Source organism: Nitrogeniibacter mangrovi, assembly GCF_010983895.1.
GTDB lineage: Bacteria > Pseudomonadota > Gammaproteobacteria > Burkholderiales > Rhodocyclaceae > Nitrogeniibacter > Nitrogeniibacter mangrovi.
On the sequence record NZ_CP048836.1, the window covers coordinates 1,068,862 to 1,091,564 of the forward strand.

Annotated in this window: 21 protein-coding genes; 17 read left to right on the forward strand and 4 right to left on the reverse strand. The window is 69.1% G+C overall.

The window, feature by feature from the left end; all coding sequences use genetic code 11:
• The first annotated feature begins 83 nt into the window (after nt 1-83).
• A complete protein-coding gene (argJ, locus tag G3580_RS04950) occupies nt 84-1,310 on the forward strand; it encodes a bifunctional glutamate N-acetyltransferase/amino-acid acetyltransferase ArgJ (RefSeq protein WP_173764208.1) in 1,227 nt (408 codons plus the stop codon).
• On the opposite strand, the gene G3580_RS04955 is transcribed toward argJ, so the two are convergent.
• Entirely contained in the window at nt 1,298-2,347 is a 1,050-nt protein-coding gene (locus tag G3580_RS04955) for a substrate-binding domain-containing protein (protein WP_173764209.1), read from the reverse strand. The genes argJ and G3580_RS04955 overlap by 13 nt on opposite strands.
• An 83-nt stretch (nt 2,348-2,430) precedes the next feature.
• Between G3580_RS04955 and G3580_RS04960 the strand changes: the two genes are divergently transcribed.
• From G3580_RS04960 to G3580_RS04980, 5 genes are all read left to right on the forward strand, one after another.
• Nucleotides 2,431-3,003, forward strand: a complete 573-nt coding sequence (locus tag G3580_RS04960) for a hypothetical protein (RefSeq protein WP_217424603.1) — start codon at nt 2,431-2,433, stop codon at nt 3,001-3,003.
• An 86-nt stretch (nt 3,004-3,089) separates the two neighbouring features.
• Nucleotides 3,090-5,171 carry a TonB-dependent receptor gene (locus G3580_RS19790; RefSeq protein ID WP_217424604.1) on the forward strand — a complete coding sequence of 694 codons (2,082 nt, stop codon included), beginning with the start codon at nt 3,090-3,092 and terminating at the stop codon, nt 5,169-5,171.
• 30 nt (nt 5,172-5,201) lie between these two features.
• On the forward strand, nt 5,202-5,942 hold the full coding sequence (locus G3580_RS04970; protein WP_173764211.1) for a hypothetical protein: 741 nt from the start codon (nt 5,202-5,204) through the stop codon (nt 5,940-5,942).
• A 13-nt stretch (nt 5,943-5,955) separates the two neighbouring features.
• Nucleotides 5,956-6,165, forward strand: a complete 210-nt coding sequence (locus tag G3580_RS04975; RefSeq protein ID WP_173764212.1) for a hypothetical protein — start codon at nt 5,956-5,958, stop codon at nt 6,163-6,165.
• A complete protein-coding gene (locus G3580_RS04980; RefSeq protein ID WP_173764213.1) occupies nt 6,165-6,944 on the forward strand; it encodes an energy transducer TonB in 780 nt (259 codons plus the stop codon). Before G3580_RS04975 ends, G3580_RS04980 begins: the two co-directional genes overlap by 1 nt.
• A 33-nt stretch (nt 6,945-6,977) precedes the next feature.
• Here the strand turns inward: G3580_RS04980 and G3580_RS04985 are convergent, their stop codons facing one another.
• The gene (locus tag G3580_RS04985) at nt 6,978-7,574 is read right to left on the reverse strand and encodes a class I SAM-dependent methyltransferase (protein WP_173764214.1); all 597 of its coding nucleotides are present in this window, start codon (nt 7,572-7,574) and stop codon (nt 6,978-6,980) included.
• A gap of 20 nt (nt 7,575-7,594) precedes the next feature.
• The gene (gene apaG, locus G3580_RS04990; protein WP_173764215.1) at nt 7,595-7,984 is read right to left on the reverse strand and encodes a Co2+/Mg2+ efflux protein ApaG; all 390 of its coding nucleotides are present in this window, start codon (nt 7,982-7,984) and stop codon (nt 7,595-7,597) included.
• A 130-nt stretch (nt 7,985-8,114) separates the two neighbouring features.
• Between apaG and rpe the strand changes: the two genes are divergently transcribed.
• The 11 genes from rpe (at nt 8,115) to G3580_RS05045 (ending at nt 21,064) form a co-directional block, all read left to right on the forward strand.
• On the forward strand, nt 8,115-8,816 hold the full coding sequence (gene rpe, locus G3580_RS04995) for a ribulose-phosphate 3-epimerase (RefSeq protein WP_173764216.1): 702 nt from the start codon (nt 8,115-8,117) through the stop codon (nt 8,814-8,816).
• A complete protein-coding gene (locus tag G3580_RS05000; RefSeq protein WP_173764217.1) occupies nt 8,813-9,481 on the forward strand; it encodes a phosphoglycolate phosphatase in 669 nt (222 codons plus the stop codon). Before rpe ends, G3580_RS05000 begins: the two co-directional genes overlap by 4 nt.
• Before the next feature lie 233 nt (nt 9,482-9,714).
• Nucleotides 9,715-11,190, forward strand: a complete 1,476-nt coding sequence (gene trpE, locus G3580_RS05005) for an anthranilate synthase component I (protein ID WP_173764218.1) — start codon at nt 9,715-9,717, stop codon at nt 11,188-11,190.
• 53 nt (nt 11,191-11,243) lie between these two features.
• Complete coding sequence (locus G3580_RS05010; protein ID WP_173764219.1) at nt 11,244-12,599, forward strand: aspartate aminotransferase family protein; 1,356 nt, start codon at nt 11,244-11,246, stop codon at nt 12,597-12,599.
• Nucleotides 12,596-13,423, forward strand: a complete 828-nt coding sequence (locus G3580_RS05015; protein WP_173764220.1) for a BKACE family enzyme — start codon at nt 12,596-12,598, stop codon at nt 13,421-13,423. The genes G3580_RS05010 and G3580_RS05015 overlap by 4 nt, the downstream gene beginning before the upstream one ends.
• A 23-nt stretch (nt 13,424-13,446) precedes the next feature.
• Entirely contained in the window at nt 13,447-14,016 is a 570-nt protein-coding gene (locus tag G3580_RS05020) for an aminodeoxychorismate/anthranilate synthase component II (protein WP_173764221.1), read from the forward strand.
• Between the two features lie 11 nt (nt 14,017-14,027).
• Nucleotides 14,028-15,059, forward strand: a complete 1,032-nt coding sequence (trpD, locus tag G3580_RS05025) for an anthranilate phosphoribosyltransferase (RefSeq protein WP_173764222.1) — start codon at nt 14,028-14,030, stop codon at nt 15,057-15,059.
• Between the two features lie 78 nt (nt 15,060-15,137).
• Nucleotides 15,138-15,926 (forward strand): indole-3-glycerol phosphate synthase TrpC, encoded by a 789-nt coding sequence (gene trpC / locus G3580_RS05030; RefSeq protein ID WP_173764223.1) that lies wholly within the window; start codon nt 15,138-15,140, stop codon nt 15,924-15,926.
• Between the two features lie 15 nt (nt 15,927-15,941).
• The gene (locus G3580_RS05035) at nt 15,942-19,832 is read left to right on the forward strand and encodes a translocation/assembly module TamB domain-containing protein (protein ID WP_173764224.1); all 3,891 of its coding nucleotides are present in this window, start codon (nt 15,942-15,944) and stop codon (nt 19,830-19,832) included.
• 82 nt (nt 19,833-19,914) lie between these two features.
• On the forward strand, nt 19,915-20,664 hold the full coding sequence (locus tag G3580_RS05040; RefSeq protein WP_173764225.1) for a DUF2189 domain-containing protein: 750 nt from the start codon (nt 19,915-19,917) through the stop codon (nt 20,662-20,664).
• A 52-nt stretch (nt 20,665-20,716) separates the two neighbouring features.
• On the forward strand, nt 20,717-21,064 hold the full coding sequence (locus G3580_RS05045) for an FKBP-type peptidyl-prolyl cis-trans isomerase (RefSeq protein ID WP_173764226.1): 348 nt from the start codon (nt 20,717-20,719) through the stop codon (nt 21,062-21,064).
• A gap of 69 nt (nt 21,065-21,133) precedes the next feature.
• On the opposite strand, the gene G3580_RS05050 is transcribed toward G3580_RS05045, so the two are convergent.
• A complete protein-coding gene (locus G3580_RS05050; RefSeq protein WP_173764227.1) occupies nt 21,134-22,495 on the reverse strand; it encodes a dicarboxylate/amino acid:cation symporter in 1,362 nt (453 codons plus the stop codon).
• Nucleotides 22,496-22,703: the final 208 nt, after the last annotated feature.

The window sequence follows — 22,703 nt, forward strand, 5'->3', positions numbered from 1 at the left end:
ATCCGGATCGGTTCGTGTGGCGGTATGATCGTCCCTGACGGCTGCACGCCGTCTTTTGCATTCACCGATCCACGGAGCCGCTCATGCCTGTCAACCTGCCTGCCCTCCAACCCGATCACATGCATCCGGTCGCCGGCGTCCGCCTCGGCGTCACCGAGGCCGGCATCCGCAAGGCCAACCGACGGGACCTGACCGTGTTCGCGCTCGACAGCGGTGCACGCGTGGCCGGGGTGTTCACCAAGAACCGCTTCTGCGCGGCGCCGGTGCAGGTGTGCAAGGCGCATCTGGCCGCGGGCGATATCCGTGCCCTGGTGATCAACACCGGTGTGGCCAATGCCGGCACCGGCGAAGAGGGCATGGTCCATGCCCGCGCCACCTGCGTGGCCGTGGCCAAGGCGCTCGACATCGCCCCCGAGCAGGTGCTGCCGTTCTCCACCGGTGTCATCCTCGAGCACCTGCCCATCGATCGCCTCACCGCCGGCGTGCCCGGGGCCGTGGCCGACCTGCGCGGCGACGGCTGGTTCGATGCCGCCCATGCCATCATGACCACCGACACCGCGCCCAAGGGTGTGAGCCGCCGGATCGAACTCGAGGGCAAGGACGTCACCATCACCGGTATCAGCAAGGGGGCCGGGATGATCAAGCCGAACATGGCCACCATGCTCGGCTTCATGGCCACCGATGCCAACATCTCCCAGGCGCTGCTCGACAAGCTGGTGGTCGAGGCCGCCGACCTGTCCTTCAACAGCATCACCGTGGACGGCGACACCTCCACCAACGACTCCTTCATCCTCATGGCCACCGGCAAGGCCGGCAACTCGGTCGTCGAGGACGAGCACGGTGCCGCCTGGGCCGCCCTGCGTGAGGCGGTCATCGGCGTGGCCATCGAGCTGGCCCAGGCCATCGTGCGCGACGGCGAGGGCGCCACCAAGTTCATGACCCTTGCCGTCAAGGGCGGGCGTTCGCGCGAGGAATGCCGCGCCGTGGCCTATGCCATCGGCCAGTCGCCGCTGGTGAAGACCGCGTTCTTCGCCTCCGACCCCAACCTCGGCCGCATTCTCGCCGCCATCGGTTACGCCGGCATCGATGACCTGGACGTGAGCCGGCTCAAGGTCTGGCTCGGTGATGTGCTCGTCGCCGAACGTGGCGGTCGCGCCGCCAGCTACCGGGAGGAGGACGGCGCGCGGATCATGGCCGAGGCCGAGATCACCGTCACCGTCGACCTGGCCCGCGGCGAGGCCGAAGCCACGGTGTGGACCTGCGACTTTTCCTACGACTACGTGAAGATCAACGCCGATTACCGTAGCTGAGGCGTCCCCGGTGCTGTCGGCAGGCATCCGTCGCCGCCGGCACCGGGGGCCGGCACGTACCCCGGGTGATGCGCCGTGGCCGTGGCCAGGGTGTCGATCAGGTGGGTGAGGCGAGGATCCGCTGCCAGCGCGGTGCGCCCCGCGATGAAGTAGCGTTCCCAACCGATCGGCACGAAATCCACCGCCAGTTCCGAGGCGACCGCGCGGAGCGTGAAGCAGGCGTCGGCGGCGCCGGCGGCCACCGCGGTGGCGACCGCCAGGTGGGTGAACTCTTCCCGGGCATACCCGTTGATCTGGCGAGGGTGGATGCCACGTTCGTGCAACAGGGCATCGAACCAGGTGCGCATGCCGGCATTGCGTTGGCGGTTGATGAAGCGGATCGGGGCCCGGGTCAGATCGTCGATGCCGCGGATGTCCAGCGGATTGCCCCGGGCGACGATGAGGCCGACCTCACGCATCATGACCGGCACGAGCACAAAGGTGTCGGCGTTCTGCAGGGCGCCCCAGCCTGGAGGCCACGGTTGTCCCTCGGGGTGGTGGAAGCCGGCAAAGTCCACCTGCGAGGCGAGCAGAGCGGCGATGGCCTTGTTGGCCCCCATGGTGGCCACCGACCAGCCGTCGAGTGCCTCCGCGTTCAGGCAGGCATCGAGGACCATGTCGTAGTTGCACGCCAGACGCAGCGCCGGCTGCGGCGTGCCGAACGCATGACGCAGCCGGCGTTCGGTCGCTTCGGCCTGTCCGCTTACGGCAGCATGCAGCTGCGATTCGAGGGACTCGATCTCGGTAAGCAACGCGCGTCCCGCCGGGGTGAGTTCGCTGCCGCGCCCCCGGCTTTTCACGATGAGGGCTTGGCCCAGTGCGGCCGTGGCCGCTTCGAGACGCCCCCACACCGTACGGTATGACAACCCCAGGTGCTGCGACGCGCCGCGAACGGTGCCGGTATGCACAATGGCCGACAGGATCTGCGCCAACGCCTTCAGATCCAGGGTCGAGTCGCCGACCTGCCAGGTGGCCGTGAGTCGGATGTCAACGCTCATAATATGCAGATATTTGCCTATTGTTGATGCAAATCGTAACGACTAGAGTGGAGCAACAACAACTACTCCAAAAGGCGGAGACGATGGCATCGATTCAATTCTCTCCTGCTGGCGTTGCGGATGCCAGCGGTCTGCGAGACTTCCTGCGTCAGCGTTCCACGGTGGTGCTGCTGTGTCTGGGTGTGCTCGCCGTCATTGCGCACGCGACATTCCGGATCCCCCTGAATCTGCCCGGTCACCATGGCCTCGAATGGATGGCGCTGCTGGTGATCGCACGACAAGGGGCATCTTACCGGTGGGCTGCGGGAGTCGTGGCGATCGGCGCGGCCGTCACCGCGATGGTGCCTGCGATCGGATTCCACAATCCGCTGACGCCGCTGTACTACCTGGTGCCGGCGCTGGCGCTCGATCTGATGTGGAGGGTCGCCCCGGTTCGTTGGCACACCTCGGTACCGGCGCTGGCCGGGATGGCGGCCCTGGCCTTCGCGACCAAACCGCTGGTCCAGGCGGTCGGCCTCATGGCGGGCGTGACCCAGGCGCATGGCGGTCAGGCGCTGATCTACGTGATCGCGATGCACATGGTGTTTGCGCTCGTCGGCGGCGCCGTCGCCGCCGCCTTGTGGCAGTCCTCGGCGCGTCGACGCTCGACCTCCTGAAGTTTTTCCGTGCGACATGCCGAGTCGGCGCCGGTTTGCCGCGCCGCGGTCGCGTTCGTCCATCCACCTCGCTTTGCCCTAGAGAAATGAAAACAACCGTCGCCTTGCCCATGTTCCGCCCCATTGCCCTGGCGCTGATGCTGATGCCCGTCCTGCCGGTCTGTGCCGAGACACTGCCGGAGTTCCAGACCGGCGAGGTCGTTGTGTCGGGGGCGCGGCCCGGCGTGGAGCGTGTCACCACCGTGCGCACCGTGACCGCCGAGGACATCCAGCGCAGTGGCGCGCGCACCCTGGACGATGCCCTGTCGCTGCTGCCCGGTGTGTATGTGCGCATCGGCGGCGAGGGAACGCCGCGGATTCAGGTCCGGGGCCTGCAAAGCCGCCACATCAAGCTGCTGATCGACGGGATTCCTGCCAATTCGACCTTCGACGGCGGCTTCGATCCGACCTTCGTTCCGGTCGACCAGATTGCCCGGATCAAGCTCAGCGTGGGCTCCAGTTCCATGCTCTACGGGGATGGCGACCTGGGGGGCGCCATCAACATCATCACCCGCAAGGGGTCGGGGCGCCCGCATATCGGCAGCGCCGGCGTCGAAATCGGCCAGGACAGCGATACCCGCGGCTGGGCGTCGCTGTCGGGGGCCAGTGGCGTGCTCGACTACTACGTCGGCGTGTCGTCCCAGAATCGGGATGGCTACCGGTTGTCGAAGGCGTTCGACAGTACCGCGCTGGAAGATGGTGGCCTGCGCGAAAACAGTGGCCTGCGACGGACGAATCTTTACGGCAACCTGGGCCTGAGCGCAGGTGACAGCTGGCTGTTTGGCCTGACCCTGCGCCACAGCGAAGGCGAGTTCGGCGTGCCGCCCAGTACGCTCGATGCCTCCACCGATCCATTCGCCAGCCGGGCCAAATACGAGCGTTACGAGGATCAGCGTGCCGACAATGTCCAGTTGAGCGCGGAATATGCGCCGGGCGGCCCCTGGGCCGGTCGTGGCTGGCTGTACTACAACCACCAGACCGAGAGCGACAACGTCTACGACGACAATACGTACAGCACCGTCAGTGACCCCAGCCAGAAGAACACCTACCTGCTCGACGACGAGACCACGATCACCGGCGCGCATGCTCAGCTCAGCTACGACGCGGAAGAGGCCGGCAAGGTCACCGTTGCGCTGGATGGGCGTCGTGAAGAATGGCAGCAAAATGGCCTGAAGCATGACCTCGCGATCAGCGGTGGTGGTGGCGGTGGCGGCGGCGGCGGCGGTGGCGGCGGTGGCGGCGGTGGCGGCGGTGGCGGCGGCGGTGGTGGAACCACCTACGGTTTCCGTACGATTGACGCATCCCGTGACATCACCGTGCATTCCCTGGCCGTGGAATATTCCGTCACCCCGATCGAGAACACGAATGTGACGCTCGGCTACAGTCACTACCGCCAACGCAAGGATCAAGGCGACAACCAGCGCGCCACCGGTTACCTCGTGGGCGTGGAGCGCTTTCTGACGGAGCGCACCAGCGTACGCGCCGCGCTGTCGCGGCATGTGCGCTTTCCGACCATCCGCCAGCTGTACGACGCCACCAGCGGCGACGCGTCACTCGAGCGGGAAGTGGCGCGGAACAAGGAGCTGGGCCTGACCCATCGCCTCGGTGACGCCGCCCGTATTTCGGTGACCGCATTCCGCAACGATGTGAACAACTACATCGAGAAGGACGAGAACACCGGGCTCTACGCCAACTTCGATCACTATCGTTTCCATGGTGTGGAAGTGGAAGGGCAGACCCGCTTCGGGAGCGCCTTGCAGCTGCGGGGCAGCTACACCTACACGAAGTCCGAAAACCTGTCCTCGGGGGCCGACGTCAAGGAGCTTCAGTACCGGCCCAATCACAAGTTCGCGCTCGAGGCGCTGTACGACTTCGGCGCCGGCTGGCGCGGGCAGATCGCGGGGGTCGCCATCAACGACCAGGTGCATTACAGCCGCTCCACGCCGACGCAGAAGGCCGACCTGAACAACATCTTCCTGGTCAACTTCAAGCTCGGCAAACGGATCGGCACCAAGGGACCGTCCATCTACGTCGGCGCACGCAACCTGTTCGACGCAGACTACGAGACGTCCTACGGCCTGCCGCAACCCGGGCGATTCGTCTATGCGGGGATCGAATATGGGCTCTGAGTCCGGCGTGACGATGGCGGGAGGCGATCGATGCGCGTGCTGATCAGCATCGACGATACCGACAACGAGGACAGCCCCGGCACGGGCGAGCTGGCGGCGTCGATCGCGGATCGCATCGCCGCCCACGGCTGGGGCTCGGCACGCTTCGTGTCGCGGCACCAGCTCTACGTGCACCCGGACATTCCCTACACCTCGCACAACAGCGCCATGTGCTTCGAGGCCGATCTGACGGACGAGCGCCTCGGCGACGCGACCGCAATGGCCGCGACCTACCTGCGCGACACGGCGGCACCCGGTTCCGATCCGGGGCTGTGCGTCGTCGATCTCGACGCGCTTGAAGACCCGGCGACGCTGATCGACTTCGGTCTGAGCGCCAAACGCCAAGTGCTGACCATGCCCGCGGCTTATGGCCTGGCGCGCCAGCTTGGCGTGCATCTGTCGGAGCATGGCGGCACCGGACAGGGGGTCATCGGCGCGCTCGCCGGCGCGGGCTTGCGCCTGAGCGGCGACGACGGGCGTATGCGCGGCAGCCTCGGCCTGCCCGAGGCCGCGACCACGATGGGCGTGGCGGCGCTGCTGGCGATGCCGGAGGTCGACTGCGTGCGCACCGTGGATGGGGCGGACGTGCCGGCGGACGAGGCCATTGCGCTGGGCCGCAAGGTCAAGACGGTGCTGCTGGGGGGGCGCTCGGTGCTGCTGGTGACCGCTTCGGAGCCGGGCGCGCCGACCCGCTGGCGAAGTTGCAGCAATCAGGAACTGAAGGCCTATTGAGGGCCCACGAGCCATGAAAGCCCGGGCGCCCGAGATCCCCCTGAAGGAATTCGCCGGCGGTCACGACGACTTCGCCCAGGCCGCCCGTGTGGCGGCGGCCTGCGACGCCTTCCGGGCCGACGACGAGGGGGAATGGGTCGCCGACGAGCCGCGTTCCTGCTACAACTGCCGGGCGCGCCGCTGGACCCGCGACGCCTTCGTCTGCCTCAAGGGGCGCCTCTGATGTCGCCCCGGCTCAAGACCGCCCTGGGATTGTCCGTGCTGGTGCACGCGGCGTTCCTCATCGTGCCGCTGGCGCGGCGCGGCGACGCGCATGCCGACGCCCGGCCCACGGCATTGGCGGTGCGGCTGGTGCCTGCCTCCGCCGATCCGGATCGGCGTGTCGCCGACGCCGTACCGCCACCACCACCGGCCCAGACCGCAAGCGTGCCGCCGGAGGCCGCACCGGCGGTCGATGCCCGGCCGCTGCTGGCCCGGCCGGCGCAACACGCCACCGTGCCGAAGCCGAGGCGAAAGCCCATGCGGCCGGCGCATGCCCATGCCGCACCGCCCCGGCGGCAGGCTGGCGACGCGTCTGCGCAGGCGAAGCCTCAGCCCCCTGCGGCCGCGGTCGTTCAGCGGGTGCTGGAGACTGCGCCGGAAGGCGGGGCGGCGACGCGTGCGAGCGCGATGCCGCCAGGCGATCCCGCTGGCGTTGCCGAAGCACCGCCCCCGCCCCTGGTGCCGCCCCTGTTCGGGCTGGCCTACCTGGCCAATCCGAAACCCGTCTATCCGCTGGCGGCACGCCGACGCGGCCTCGAGGGGCGCGTCGTCTTGCGGGTGCGGGTGAGCGTCGAGGGGCGACCGGTGTCGACCGCGGTGGCGCACAGCTCCGGGCACGACCTGCTCGACGGTGCGGCGGTCGACGCGGTCAGGCAGTGGCGGTTCGTGCCGGCCCATCGCGGCAGCGAACCGGTGGAAGCTTTCGCCCTCGTGCCGATCCGCTTCAGCCTGCGCAGCTAGGGTCTGTTCGCCGCAGTCACGCGGCCGGGCCGCTCAGACGCGACGCAGGCGCACCCGCCGGAACCACCCGCGCGCCAGTGCCGGCTCGTCCCGTTCGAGCACCGCAGCCGGCACCTGCGCCAGTACCTCTTCGAGAACCACGTCCATGCGCGTGGCGATGCGCATGGACAGGGGCGTGAGCGCACGGCGTAGCCAGGCGCGCTGGCCAGGGCGGAGGAACTTGTCGAACACGAACAGGGTGCCGCCCGGGCGGGTGACGCGCAGGGCCTCGCTCAGTGCGGTGGCCGGATCGGGGACGACGGCGAGGATCAGGTGCAGCACGGTGTGATCGAACCGGTCGTCGGCGAAGGGCAGGGCCAGCGCGCTGCCCAGCACCGCGTGATAGCGGTGCGTGCCGGCCCGGCGCAGGCTGCGGCGCAGCATGGCCTCGGTCAGATCGAGGCCGACATAGGTGTGGATGGACGGCAGATGGGGCAGGTCGAGGCCGGTGCCGACGCCGGCGACCAGCACCTCGCCGGGCGGCACTTCCGCCAGGGGGGCGAGGCTGATCCGGCGGGCGTTGCGGGTGGCGCCGGCGATGACCCGGTCGTAGAGGGGCGCGATGACGGTGTAGCTGCGCTTGAGCGACATGGCCCCGGACCGGTGTCGGGTCAGTGCAGCACGTTGGGCACGGCCAGGCCGAACTCGGGAATCTCCGCTTCGAAGTTCTCGCCGTCGGCGGCCACCATCTGATAGGTGCCGCGCATGGAGCCGACCGGCGTGGGCAGCGAACAGCCGCTGGCGTATTCGAAGGATTCGCCGGGCGCCAGCTCGGGATGCTCGCCCACCACGCCGAGACCGCGCACTTCCTGCACGTCGCCGTTGCCGTCGGAGATGATCCAGTGGCGGCTGATCAGCTGGGCGGTGACGTTGCCGGTGTTGGTGAGGGTGATCCGGTAGGCGAAGACATACTCATCCTCGTCGGGGCGGGACTGGTCCTCGAGGTAGAAGGACTTCGCGGTGACGTCGATACGGTAGTTCGGGGTGTTGTCGTCGGACATGATGGGCGCGGCCTGTCGATGATGCCCCCATTGAAGCCCAAAGGCGTGTCGGTCGCAACCGCGGGGGCGCGGTCACGGTAGAATGGCGCAAAAAAACGGGATCGGGACGTTCCTCAAGATTGGAGTTGCCATGTACAAGATTGCGCCGAGCCTGCTGTCGGCTGATTTCGCCCGCCTCGGAGAGGAAGTCCGCGATGTGATCGCCGCGGGGGCCGACTGGATTCATTTCGACGTGATGGACAACCATTACGTGCCCAACCTGACCATCGGCCCGCTGGTGTGCGAGGCGATCCGCCCCCACACCACGGCACCCATCGATGTGCACCTGATGGTCAAGCCGGTCGATCGCATCATCCCCGACTTCGCCAAGGCCGGGGCCGACCTCATCACCTTCCATCCGGAAGCGTCCGAACACATCGACCGCTCGCTCGGGCTCATCAAGGAGTCCGGCTGCCAGGCCGGCCTGGTGTTCAATCCGGCCACCCCGCTGCATCACCTGGACCATGTCATGGACAAGCTCGACATGGTGCTGCTCATGAGCGTGAACCCGGGCTTCGGCGGGCAGAAGTTCATCCCCGAGGCGCTCGCCAAGCTGCGCGCGGCGCGTGCGAAGATCGACGCCTACACCGAGCGCAGCGGGCGCACGATCCGGCTCGAGATCGACGGTGGGGTGAAAATCGACAACATCGCCGAGATCGCCGCGGCCGGGGCCGACACCTTCGTCGCCGGCTCGGCGGTGTTCGGCGCCGCGCGGGACGAGGATCCCAACCGCTACGACACCGTGATCGGCGCCCTGCGGGCGCAGCTGGCGAGCGTCGGCGGTGCGGCATGAGCGCGCGTTTCGACGTGGATGCGGTGCTGTTCGATCTGGACGGCACCCTGCTCGACACCATCGACGATCTGCATGAAGCGGCCAACCGCATGCTCGCCGAGCTCGGCCGGCCGCTGCGGTCGCGCGAGGAGGTGCGCAACTTCGTCGGCAAGGGCATCCCCAAGCTGGTGGAGCGCTGTCTGGCCGAGCCGGACATGGGCGCGGCGGATTTCGACGCGGCGGTGGACGTGTTCCGCCGCCACTACCGCGACACCAACGGCCGGCGCGCCGTGCCCTTCGACACGGTGCGCGACACCCTCGACACGCTCAAGGCGCGCGGCTTCGCCATGGGCGTGGTGACCAACAAGGCGCGCGACTTCACCGAACCGCTGCTGGTGGCCACCGGCCTGGCCGACCATTTCGGCGCGCTCGTCTGTGGCGACATGCTGCCGAACAAGAAGCCGGCGCCGGACATGGTGCTGCATGCCTGCGCGGCGCTGGCGGTGCCACCGCAGCGCACGCTGATGGTCGGCGATTCGGCGAACGATGCCGAATGCGCCCGGGCGGCCGGCGTGCCGGTGCTGCTCATGACCTATGGCTACACCGAGGGGGTGCCGGTGGACACCATCAATTGCGATGGGCTACTATCGAGACTTGCCGAGCTGCCACCGCTGCTCGGCTGCTGAAACCCAATGAATTCACCGCTTTCAGGCCCAACCGAAAGATTCATCGTGACTCAATCACGTTCGCCGTTTCGAGAGGAGATCGCCCCGGTTCGCGCAGGCAGCTCATGCTGGCGCGGCTGGCGTTCATGGTCGTGGCGCTAGCGCCACCGACCATCGGCGGGGGCTGCCCGCCGTCCGTGCGGCCCACGTGTGCCGCCGCTTTCGAATAAGAACCGCCGAACCCGGAGTCACCCATGCTGGAATCTGAATTCAAGGCCCTGGCCCAACAGGGCTACAACCGTATCCCGGTCACGCTCGAGACCTTCGCCGATCTCGACACCCCGCTGTCCATCTACCTGAAGCTGGCCGACGCGCCCTACACCTACCTGCTCGAATCCGTGCAGGGCGGTGAGCGCTTCGGTCGCTATTCCATCATCGGCCTGGCCGCCAGCACCCGCATCGAGGTGCATGGTCGCGATGCCCTGCTGCTCAATGGCAACAGCCTCATCGAGCGCCGCGACGACACCAACCCGCTCGATTTCATCGGCGAGGTCATGGCGCGCATCAAGGTACCGCCGCGCGACGGCCTGCCGCGTTTCGCCGGTGGCCTGGTCGGCTGCTTCGGCTACGACACGGTGCGCTACATCGAGTCGCGCCTGGCCCACGCCGAGCACGAGGACCCGCTGGGCACGCCGGACATCCTGCTGCTGCTCTCCGAAGAGATCGCCATCGTCGACAACCTGTCGGGCAAGCTCACCCTGGTGGTCTACGCCGACCCGCAGGTGCCCGGCGCCTTCCGTCGCGCCAAGCAGCGTCTGGCGGAGCTGATCGACAAGCTGCGCTCGCCGGTGCAGATCCCGGCCGACACCCGCGCCGAGCCGGCCGAGGCGGTGTCCAGTTTCGGCGAGGACGCCTTCAAGGCGGCGGTGCAGAAGGCCAAGGACTACATCGTCGAGGGCGACATCATGCAGGTGGTGCTCTCCCAGCGCATGAGCAAGCCCTTCGCGGCCACGCCACTGGCGCTGTACCGCGCCATCCGCACGCTCAACCCCTCGCCCTACATGTTCTATTTCAACTTCGAGGACTTCCAGGTGGTGGGCGCCTCGCCCGAGATCCTGGTGCGCCTCGAGGACGACAAGGTCACCTTGCGCCCCATCGCCGGCACCCGGCCGCGCGGCAAGACCCAGGACGAGGACGTGGCCCTCGAGGCCGATCTGCTCGCCGACGAGAAGGAGCGCGCCGAGCATGTGCAGCTGCTCGACCTGGGCCGCAACGACGTGGGCCGGGTGGCGCAGACCGGCTCGGTGAAGGTGACCGACCAGTTCACCATCGAGCGCTACTCGCACGTGATGCACATCGTCTCCAACGTGGAAGGCACGCTGCGCGAGGGGCTCGACGCGCTCGCGGTGCTGCGCGCCAGCTTCCCGGCCGGCACGGTGTCGGGGGCGCCCAAGGTGCGCGCCATGGAAATCATCGACGAGCTCGAGCCGGTCAAGCGCGGCATGTACGCCGGCGCCTCCGGCTACCTGGGTTTTCACGGCGACATGGACCTGTGCATCAACATCCGCACCGCCGTGCTCAAGGACGGTCAGATCCATGTGCAGGCCGGCGCCGGCATCGTCGCCGACTCGGTGCCCGACAACGAATGGACGGAAACGCGCAACAAGGCGCTCGCGATGCTGCGCGCCGCCCAGATGGCCGAACGCGGTCTCGACTCCGAACTGGACTGATCCCCACCGGCCTGCGGGCCGGATGAGAACAACGATACGGCAGGAGGTGCCCCATGGGTGAAGAGACCAATGTGTTCTACCGCAATCCGTTCGCCGACTATCCGATGGTGGCCCGGGGCGAGGGGATCTATCTCGTCGACACCAAGGGCAAGCGCTACATGGATGCCTGCGGCGGCGCGGTGGTCTCGTCCATCGGCCACAGCGTGCGCGAGGTGGTCGAGGCGCTCAAGACCCAGCTCGACAGCTGCGAATTCGCCCACACCAGCCAGTTCACCAACCGCCCGCAGGAAGCACTCGCCGGCCTGCTGGCGGAGTTGGCGCCGGGCGGGCTGAACCATGCCTATTTCGTGTCGGGGGGCTCCGAGGCGGTCGAGTCGGCCATCAAGATGGCGCGCGCCTACTGGGTGCAGATGGGGCGGCCGGAAAAATGGATGGTCATCGGCCGCGAGCAGAGCTACCACGGCAACACCCTGGGGGCGCTGGCGGCCGGCGGCAACCCGTGGCGCCGGGCGATCTACGAGCCCATGCTCTACCAGCGCCCGCGCGTGGCCCCGTGCTATTGCTACCGCTGCCCGTTCAAGAAGGACCCGGCCCACTGCGCCATCGAGTGCGCCGACGACCTGGAGCGCGCCATCCTCGAGGTGGGGCCGGAGAAGATCTCCGCCTTCATCGCCGAGCCGGTGGTGGGCGCCACCGCCGGCGCGCTGGTGCCGCACGACGGCTACTTCCGCCGCATCCGCGAGATCTGCGACCGCTACGACGTGCTGCTCATCGCCGACGAGGTGATGACCGGCATGGGCCGCACCGGCAAGTGGTTCGCCATGCGCCACTGGGGCGTGGTGCCCGACATGCTGTGCGTGGCCAAGGGGCTGGCCGCCGGCTACGTGCCCATTGGCGCCACCCTGGTGCACGACCGCATCGTGGACACCTTCACCAACCGGCGCAACGTGTTCCAGCACGGCCACACCTACATGGGGCATCCGCTCGCGGCGGCGGCCGGGGTCGCGGTGATCAACTACATCAAGGAACACAATCTGGTCGACAAGAGCGCGAAGATGGGGGAGGAGCTGCTGCGCCGCCTGCACGAGCATCTGGACGACCACCCGCACGTGGGCGACATCCGCGGCAAGGGGCTGTTCGCCGGGGTGGAGTTCGTCGCCGACCGGGCCACCCGGGAGCCGTTCGAGCCGGAACTGGGGTTCAAGCAGCTGGTGGGCGAGGCCGCCTTCAAGCTCGGCCTGATCATCTACCCCATGGCCGGCACCATCGACGGGCGCCGCGGCGACCATGTGCTGATCGCGCCGCCCTTCATCATCACCAAGGCGCAGATCGGCCGCCTGGTCGAGTTGCTGCACAAGGCGATCGACAAGGCCTGCGACACCCTGCGCGCCGCCGGGAAGCTCAAGTGAGCGCGCCCGCGGTGTGTCTCACGGTGGCGCCGAACGGGGCGCGGCGCGGCAAGGCCGATCATGCGGCGATTCCGCTCGCACCGGTCGAGATCGCTGCCGAGGCGCTGCTGTGCGCGCGTCAGGGTGCCTCCATCCTGCACCTGCATGTGCGCGACGGCGACGGGGCGCACAGCCTCGATGCGGGCCGCTATCGCGAGGCCATCGCCGCGGTGCGCGAACTGAGCGACATCGTCGTGCAGCCGACCACCGAGCGGGTGGGGCGTTTCGCCCCCGCCGACATGATGGCGGTGCAGCGTGCCCTGACGCCGGAGATGATCACCTTCAACCTCAACGAGCTGCTCGACCCGGACGACGAGGCGCAGACCGGCGCGGTGCGCGATTTTCTCGCCGAAACCGCGGCGGCCGGCACGGTGCCGCAGTACATCATCTACTCGCTCGATCAGCTCCGCCTGCTGGTGCGCTGGTGGGAGGCCGGCTGGCTGCCACAGGCCGAGCCGTGGGTGCTGATCGTGCTCGGGCGCTATTCGGGTACCACCAGCCGCCCGACCGACATCCTCGCCTACCTGCCGCACGTCCCCGAGCGATGGCGATGGGGCGTGTGCGCCTTCGGGGCGCCGGAACTGGCCTGCGTGACCCAGGCCGCGCTGGCGGGGGGGCATTGCCGCGTCGGTTTCGAGAACAACATGACCGCCGCCGATGGCAGGCCCCTGCGCGACAATGCCGACCAGGTGACGCGCCTGGCCGAGGTGCTGGGCGCGCTGGGCATCGGCCTCATGAGTGCGGCCGAGGTCAGGACGCATTTCGGATTGAAAGCGGTCGCCTGAGCGACCGCCACAGGAGTAGCAACGTGTTGCTGATGATCGACAACTACGACAGTTTCACCTACAACCTCGTGCAGTATTTCGGCGAACTGGGCGCCGAGGTGCGTACCTACCGCAACGACGAGATCACCGTCGACGAGATCGAAGGGATGGCGCCCACCCAGCTGGTGATTTCGCCGGGGCCGTGTTCGCCCGCCGAAGCGGGCATCTCGGTGGCGGCCATCCGGCATTTCGCCGGCAAGCTGCCCATCCTCGGCGTGTGCCTGGGCCACCAGAGCATCGGCGCCGCCTTCGGCGGCAAGGTGGTGCACGCCAAGCAGCTCATGCATGGCAAGGTCTCCGAGGTGCATCATGAAAACCGCGGCGTGTTCAAGGGCCTGCCCAACCCGCTGGTGTGCACCCGCTATCATTCCCTCGCCGTCGAACGCGAGAGCCTGCCCGAGTGCCTCGAGGTGACGGCCTGGACCGACGACGGCGAGATCATGGGCCTGCGCCACACCACCCTCGAGGTCGAGGGCGTGCAGTTCCACCCCGAATCCATCCTCACGCAGCACGGCCACGACCTGCTGCGCAACTTTCTCGAACGCACCGCCTGAAGGAAGAGACGATGAACATCACGCCCCAGGAAGCGCTCCAGCGCGTCATCGAACATCGCGAGATCTTCTTCGACGAGATGGTCGCCCTCATGCGCCGGATCATGGCCGGCGAGATCTCGCCGGTGCAGACCGCCGCCATCCTCGCCGGCCTGCGCACCAAGAAGGAGACCATCGGCGAGATCGCGGCGGCCGCCACGGTCATGCGCGAGCTGTCCACCAAGGTGGCGGTGCCCCCGCCCAACGACAACTTCCTCGATGTGGTCGGCACCGGCGGCGACGGCATCCACACCTTCAACATCTCCACCGCCACCATCTTCGTCGCCGCGGCGGCCGGCGCGCGGGTGGCCAAGCATGGCGGGCGCAGCGTCTCGTCCAGCTCCGGCAGTGCCGACGTGCTCGAGGCGCTGGGCGTGAATCTGGCCCTGTCGCCCGAGCAGGTCGCCGAGTGCATCGCCGAGACCGGCATCGGCTTCATGTTCGCGCCCAACCACCACAGCGCCATGAAGAACGTCGCCCCCGTGCGCAAGGAGATGGGGGTGCGCACCATCTTCAACATCCTCGGCCCGCTCACCAACCCGGCCGGTGCGCCCAACACCCTGATGGGGGTGTTCCATCCCGACCTGGTGGGCATCCAGGCGCGCGTCATGCAGCGCCTGGGCGCCGACCATGTACTGGTGGTGCACGGCCGCGACGGCATGGACGAAGTGTCGCTGGGGGCCGCGACCATGGTCGCCGAGCTCGTGGACGGGCAGGTGCGCGAGTACGACATCCACCCCGAGGACTTCGGCCTGCAGATGCAGTCGGCGCGCCAGATCCAGGTGCATGACGCGGCCGAGTCGAAAGGCATGCTGCTCGGCGCGCTCGACAACGTGCCCGGCGCGGCGCGCGACATCGTCGTGCTCAATGCCGGCGTCGCGCTCTATACCGCCAAGCTGGCCGACACCGTCGCCGATGGCATCGGCAAGGCACGCGAGGTCATCGCCAGCGGCGCCGCGCGCGCCAAGGTGGATGCATTCGCGCGCTACACGCAACGCTTTGCCTGAGCGGCGGTCCATTGTCTGAACGAAGTGAGGCCGTGGCGCGGTATCCCGCGGTGCGGTGCTCCGTCTCCCGAGAATCGAATGAGTGATGTCCTGAACAAGATCCTCGCCGTGAAGGCCGAGGAGGTCGCCGCCGGCAAGCTGGCGCGGCCGCTTGCCGAAATCGAACGCGAGGCGCGGGCCCAGCCGGCGCCGCGCGATTTTGCCGGCGCCCTGCGTGCCAAGGTGGCGGCCGGTCGGGCCGCGGTGATCGCCGAGGTCAAGAAGGCCAGTCCCTCCAAGGGCGTGCTGCGCGAGCATTTCGTGCCGGCCGAGATCGCCGCCGCGTATGAAGCCGGCGGCGCGGCCTGCCTGTCGGTGCTCACCGACCGCCAGTTCTTCCAGGGGGCGCCGGAGTATCTGCAGCAGGCGCGTGCCGCGTGTGCGCTGCCGGTGCTGCGCAAGGATTTCATGATCGACCCGTGGCAGGTGCTCGAGGCGCGCGCCATGGGCGCGGATGCGATCCTGCTCATCGTCGCCGCCCTGTCGCTGGCGCAGATGCAGGAGCTCGAGGCGGTCGCCGAGGCGCTCGGCATGGCGGTGCTGGTGGAGAGCCACAGCGAGGGCGAGCTCGATCTGGCCCTGCAGCTGCGCACCCCGCTCATCGGCATCAACAACCGCAACCTGCGCACCTTCGAGGTCTCCCTCGACTTCACCCTCGACCAGCTCGACCGCATCCCCGCCGACCGGCTGGTGATCACCGAATCCGGCATTCTGTCGGCTGCCGACGTGCAGCGCATGCGCACGCACAAGGTCAATGCCTTCCTCGTGGGCGAGGCCTTCATGCGCGCCCCCAACCCTGGCGAGGCGCTGCAGCAGCTGTTCGGCTGAGGCCCCAAGGCAGGCATGAGCGAGGCGCCGCCCCCCCAACCGCATCGACGCGTCCTGCGCGGCCTGATCGCGGTGCTGGCGGCACTCGTGCTGCTGCTGGCCGGCGGCATCGCCTGGCTCGTCGGCTCGGCGTCGGGACTGGCCCATGGCACGGCCTGGCTGGCGCAGCTTACCCAGGACGGTATCCGGCTCGAAGGCGCCCGAGGGCGTCTGATCGGGCCGCTCCAGGTCGATCGCGTGCGCGTGCGTCTCGACACCGTGCATCTCGATGTGGACGGCCTCGAGCTCGACTGGTCGCCTGCCGCGCTGCTGCGTGGCCAGCTCGCCGTCGATGCGCTTGCAGCCCGCCGCGTCGCCATCGCCACCCCGCCCGGAGACGGGACGCCGGCCCGGGCGCCCGCTGGCGTCACCCTGCCGCTGGCGATCCGGCTCGAGCGGTTCAGCCTCGGCACGCTGGCGCTGGCGCCGTTTCCCCTCGCGGACGGCGGCGGACGGGTGCTCGTCTCGGCGCTGAGCGGCCGCATCGAGGCCGGGGCGGACCGCGTGCATGCCGTCGTCGACACCGTGCAGACCCCCTGGGGCAGCGGTGGCGCCGATCTCACCCTGCACACCCTCGCCCCCATGCAGGTGGACGGCCAGGCGCGCTGGCGCACCGCGCTGCTCGGCCCCGAGGTGAGCGCCGAGGCGACGCTGGGCGGCGTGCTCGAGGCCATCGAGATGACGGCGAAGGCCGAGGGGGGCGGCGCCCACGTGTCGGTATCGGGCACGCTCACGCCGTTCGCCGAATTGCCGGCGAGTGCGCTGGTGATCGCGGGCGAGGGCATCGATCCGGCGCGCTGGCGCGACGCTCTGCCCGCCGCCGGCCTGTCGCTCAAGGTGAGCCTGAAACGCGAGGCCGGGCGGCTGGTGGGGCCGGTGTCGATCGCCAACGCCGCCCCCGGGCGCCTCGACCAGCAGCGTTTGCCGCTTGGCGGGCTCGATGCCGAGCTGGCACTGGCGCCGCAGGCCGTGGCGCTCGATACGCTGGCGCTGTCGATCCCGCAAGGCGGGCGACTCACCGGCAAGGCGCACTGGTCGGCCGACGCGCCCGCCGGGGCCGAGGTGGCGCTCGAGGGCGTGAATCTCAAGGCCATCGATGCGCGCCTGCCGGCGACCGCCCTGCGCGGGCCGGTGACACTGGATGCCGACGGCGGCGGCGAGCGGGTGCAGGCGGCGCTGGCCGACGCCGGGCTCACGCTGGATCTGAAAGCGCGCCACGCCGGCACCCGGGTGGTGATCGAGCAGGCGGATCTCAAGCAGGGCCAGGCGAGTGCCGCGATCACCGGAACGGTGACGCTCGAGGGCGCCATGCCCTTCGAGGCGCGCGTGCGCACCCGTGCGATCAACCCCCGGGCCTTCTGGGCCGAAGCGCCCGAGGGCGCGGTGTCGGTCGCGCTCGAGGCCCGCGGTGAGGCGGCCACCCCGCGGGCCGAGGGGCGCTATACGATCGCCGACAGCCGCCTCGCCGGTCAGCCCTTGAGCGGGACCGGCCAGTTTGCCTGGCACACCGACCGGCTCGCCAAGGCCGACCTGAGCCTCGCGCTGGGGCAGAACCGGCTCACCGCCCAGGGGGCCTGGGGGGCTCCGGCCGACCGGCTCGACTGGCACCTGGACGCGCCGCAACTGGCGGCGCTGGGGCAGGGTTTCGCCGGCGCGCTCACCCTCGATGGCCAGCTCACCGGTGGGCGTAGCCGGCCCGTCGGCACGGCGCAGGGTCAGGCGCGTGCGCTGGTGGTGCCCGGAGGTGTGCGCATCGGCCAGGCGAAGCTGTCGGCCGAACTGGATACCGGCGAGCAGGGGCGATTCGCGGTGGATCTCGAGGCCCGCGCGATTGACGCCGGCCCCCGGGTGCAGCTCACCCGGGTCGATCTCACCGCCCGGGGGAGCCGCGGCGAGCACGTGATCGATCTGAGCGTGAAGGCGCCCGAGGACGGGGGCCATGTGCAGCTGCGCGGTGGCCTCGACAAGGGGCAGACCTGGCAGGGTCGCCTGAGCGAACTGACCACCACCGGTCGTCTGCCGCTCGCGCTGAGCGCGCCGGTGACGCTGTCGCTGGCGGCCGATCAGGTGCGCATCGGCGCCGGCACACTCTCGGCGGGACAGCGCGGGACGATCGCGTTCGCGCCCACCCGGTGGTCGCCCGGTCGGCTGAGCACGTCGGGGCAGGTGAGCGGGCTCACCCTGGGTCTGGAGACCCGCCCCGACGCGCGCCCCAAGCGGGGCGGCGGCGACCTGGTGCTGGGTGGCAAATGGGATCTGGACTTCGACCAGCAGGCCCATGGCACGGTGCATCTGTTCCGTGAGTCCGGCGATCTGATCCTGACCGGGGACACGGTGGTGCGCTTCGGTCTCAGCCGCTTCGATGTGCTCGCCTCGCTGGACGGCCGCCGTCTCGCCCTCGGGGTCGATGCGGCCGGCTCGGCGCTGGGCGAGCTGTCCGGCAGTGCGACCGCGCAGCTCAAGCGCGAAGGCGGCGTGTGGCAGCTCGACATGCAGGCGCCGCTGCTCGGTTCGGCCGACCTGGACATCCCGTCGATTGCCTGGATCGGGCCGCTGGCCAGCCCGGTGGTGCGCACCGACGGACGCCTGAAGGCGGCCTTCTCCCTCAGCGGCACGCCGGCCGATCCGGTCGGTGCCGGGCAGATCAGCGGCCAGGGCCTGTTGCTCGAGCTCGTCGGCGAAGGCCTGCGCCTGGCCGGCGGCACCCTGGACGCGCGCTTCGATGCCGAACGGCTCGACATCGACACCCTGCGCTTCGTCTCCGAGAGCCGGGTGCGCCCGCGCGACAGCCGGGTGCCTTACGCGGCGCTGACGCGCACCCCCGGCACCCTGAGCGCGCACGGCAGCCTGCGCCTGGCCGACGGCGAGGGCGGCCTGGACATCGAGGCCGACCGCCTGCCCCTGTTCCAGCGTGCCGACCGCTGGCTGGCGGTCAGCGGCAAGGGGCGCATGGACACCCGCTGGGAGGCGCCGCGCATCGAGGCGAGCGTGGTGGCCGATGGGGGCTATCTGGAATTCGCGCGCACGCCGGCGCCGAGCCTGTCGGGCGACGTCAAGGTGCTCGGCCGCGAAGCGACGGCGCCGCCCAGCCAGCGCCAGCTCAAGGCGCGCATCGCCATCGACCTGGGGCGGCAGCTGTACCTGTCGGCGCTGGGGCTCGACACCCGCCTGGGCGGCCAGCTGGTGCTGGTGGCCAACAGCGGCGAACCGTTGCGGGCCACCGGCTCGCTCGAGACGGTGGGCGGCACCTACGAGGGCTACGGGCAGAAGCTGGTGATCGAGCGCGGCGTGGTCAACTTCCAGGGGCCGCTCGACAACCCCGGGCTCAACGTGGTGGCCCTGCGCAAGGGGCTGGCGGTGGAGGCGGGGGTGTCGATTGCCGGCACGGTGCGTCGCCCGGTGGTCTCGCTGGTGTCCACGCCCGAGGTGCCGGATGCGGAGAAACTCAGCTGGATCGTGCTCGGGCGGGCGCCCGAGGGCGGCAGCGGTGACGCGGCCTTGCTGTTGCCGGCGGCGCAGGCCCTGCTCGGCGGTCCCGGGGGCGGCATCAGCGATCAGCTGGCCGCCGGCCTGGGGCTGGACGAGCTGTCCATCGGCCAGGGCGAGCTCAACAGCGTCGGGCGCACGTCCACCAGCTCGGTGGTCGGGGGCGGTTCGGCCGCGCGTGGCGAGGCCACGGTGAGTGGCCAGGTGCTGTCGGTGGGCAAGCGCCTGTCCGCCGACACCACGCTGTCCTTCGAGCAGAGCCTGTCCGGCGTCGAGCATGTGGTCAAGCTCACCCACCAGCTCACCCGCCGGCTCGCCGTGATCGGCCGCGCCGGCACCGACAATGCCGTCGATCTGCGCTGGTCCCTGAGCTTTCGCTGATCGTTCCGTGGCTTGATCCATATCGTGTTCTCCCGCCGTGCCGGTCGCCGACAATGCGGGTTTTGCAGCGGAGATCGGCCGGATGTCGATTCATGGCGTGCCCGCCGTCGCACAGGCGGGCTGGATGGTGCAGGCCCTGCGGGCCGGGTGGGCGGATTTTTGTCGCCTGCCCCGGGTCAGCATGGGCTTTGCCGCCGCCTTCCTGGTCGTCGGCGCGCTCTTGGCGCGGGCTCTGGTGGCGCTGGGGCTGGCGCCGCTGGTGCTGCCGCTGGTCGGCGCCTTCATGCTCTTCGGGCCGGTGACCCTGTGCGGCTTTCTCGGCGTGCGCGAGGCGCATCGGCGCGGGCACGACACGCCGCCCGGTCTGCCATTGAAGGCCATGGCCGCCGCGCCGCGGCCGGTGTGGGTGCTCGGGGCCTTCTGCACCTTCATGGCGCTGGTGTGGCTGACCGACGCAGGCACCCTGTACAGCTTCATGGTGGGGCGCTGGCACGATGGCTGGGCGGCGGCGGTCCCCACCGATGCGGTGGCCTGGCGCTTCCATGCCGGGTCCGGGGTGGCGGGGGGGTTTCTCGCCCTGATCGTGTTCGCGGTGACCGTGCATGGCATCCCGCTGGCGGTGCGCGGCGAGGGCACGCTGGTGACCGCGGTGGTCGCCTCGGTGCGGGCCATCGGTCGTGCGCCGCTGGTGCATCTGATGTGGGCGATGGTGCTCGCCGTGGCCGTGCTCGGCGCCGTGCTGGTGCCGCCGGCGCTGCTGGTGGTGCTGCCGGTGATGGCCTACGCGAGCGCGCACTGGACCGAGCGGGTGTTTCCGCCCGTCTCGCGATGATGCGGGGCGTGAAGCCGGTACAATGAGCGGCTCAACGCATCAAGGAGGCATCATGTCCGAATCCATCACCACCGAAAGCGGCCTGATCTACGAGGAAATCGAGATCGGCGAGGGCGAGCTGGCCGCCGCCGGCCGTCAGGCCACCGTGCACTACACCGGCTGGCTGACCAATGGCAGCAAGTTCGATTCGAGCAAGGATCGCAACGATCCCTTCGAGTTCCCGCTCGGCCAGGGCTACGTGATCCGCGGTTGGGACGAAGGCGTGCAGGGCATGAAGGTGGGCGGCAAGCGCAAGCTCACCATTCCGCCGGAGCTGGGCTACGGTGCCCGTGGCGCCGGTGGCGTGATCCCGCCCAACGCGACCCTGGTGTTCGAGGTGGAACTGCTCGGCCTGAAGTGAGCGGGCGCGGGTTGCATGTGAAAAGGCCGCCGTCGGGCGGCCTTTTCGTTTGTGCCCGGCGCGAAGCGCTCAGGCCGACGGGTGCGGGTGGGTGATGTTGGCCAGCGCCGCTTCGGCGGCCGGGTCGATGTCGAGTTCGTCGGAGGTGGTGCCGGCTTCGGGGTCGGCAAAGACCTTCATGTCGATCTTGTTCTCGCTCTTGGCGACGATGGCGGTGACCACGGCGTCGCCGGAGATGTTGACCGCGGTGCGGATCATGTCCATCAAGCGGTCGACCCCCAGGATCAGCGCGATCCCTTCGATCGGCAGACCCACCTGGCCGAGCACCATGGTCAGCATGACCAGGCCGACGCCCGGCACCCCGGCGGTGCCGATGGAGGCCAGCACCGACATGCCGATCACCGTCAGGTAACCGCTCAGGCCGAGATCGACGCCATAGACGTTGGCCAGGAACACGGTGGCCACGCCCTGCATGATCGCGGTGCCGTCCATGTTGATGGTGGCGCCCAGCGGCACGCTGAACGATGCCACGGAGTTGTCGACCCCCATACGCTCGGTGACGCAACGGTAGGTGACCGGAATGGTCGCGTTCGAGCTGGCGGTGGAGAAGGCGAAGATCTGTGCCGGCCGGATCTTCTTCATGAACGTGAACGGGTCGAGGCCGGAGAAGGCCTTGAGGATGATCATCAGGGTCACGAACAGGTGCAGGAACAGGGCGCCGACCAGCGTGCCCACGTAGGCGAGCACCGGGACGAAGAGCTCCGGTCCCTGCTCGGTGAAGGTCTTGGCGATCAGGCAGAACACGCCGTAGGGCGCGGCGGACATGACGATGCCGACGATCTTCATCATCAGCTCGTTCATGTACTCGCAGGCGCGCGCGAAGGGCTCGGACATCTCGCCGAGCATCAGCGCCGCCACGGCGAGCACGATCACGTAGAAGATGATCTGCAGCATCTCGCCGTTGGCCAGGGCGGCGACCGGATTGGTCGGCACGATGTTGGCGAACACCTGCCACACGCTCGGTGCCTCCTTGGCGACGATGCCGCCGGTGTCCACCCCCTCCATGTTGAAGCCCGCACCGGGCCCGACGAGGGAGGCGATGCCGATGGCCACCGCGATGGCGATGGCGGTGGTGAGCAGGTAGAGCACGAAGGCCTTGCCGCCCACGCGCCCGAGGATGCGGATGTCGCCGATGCCGAGCACGCCGCAGATGAGCGAGAACACCACCAGCGGCACCACCAGCATCTTCAGGGCGTTGACGAACATCTTGCCGACCATGGCGAACAAACCGCCCACGATGTGGGTGTCGATGAAGGCCGAGTCGATCTGGTTGAAGATCAGCCCGACGACCACGCCGGCAACCATGCCGATCATGATCTTGGTGGTGAGGGAGGTTTTCTTATCGGCTTTCGCCTGTTCGTCCGTGGCCATGGGTCACTCCTGTCGGGTCAAGCATGCGCTGGCGGTGGGGGGCGGCCAGCGAGGAAGCACCAGTGAGTCGGAACGTGTCGTCCGTGCCGTCTTCGGGCACGCGAGGCGGCATCGCCCGGTCGGCGCGGTGCGCGGTCCGGCCGATCGGGTCTGGATGTGCGGCAAGTCGATGTCGCGCCGACGGGGTGTCGGGCGCATTTGTCTGAAT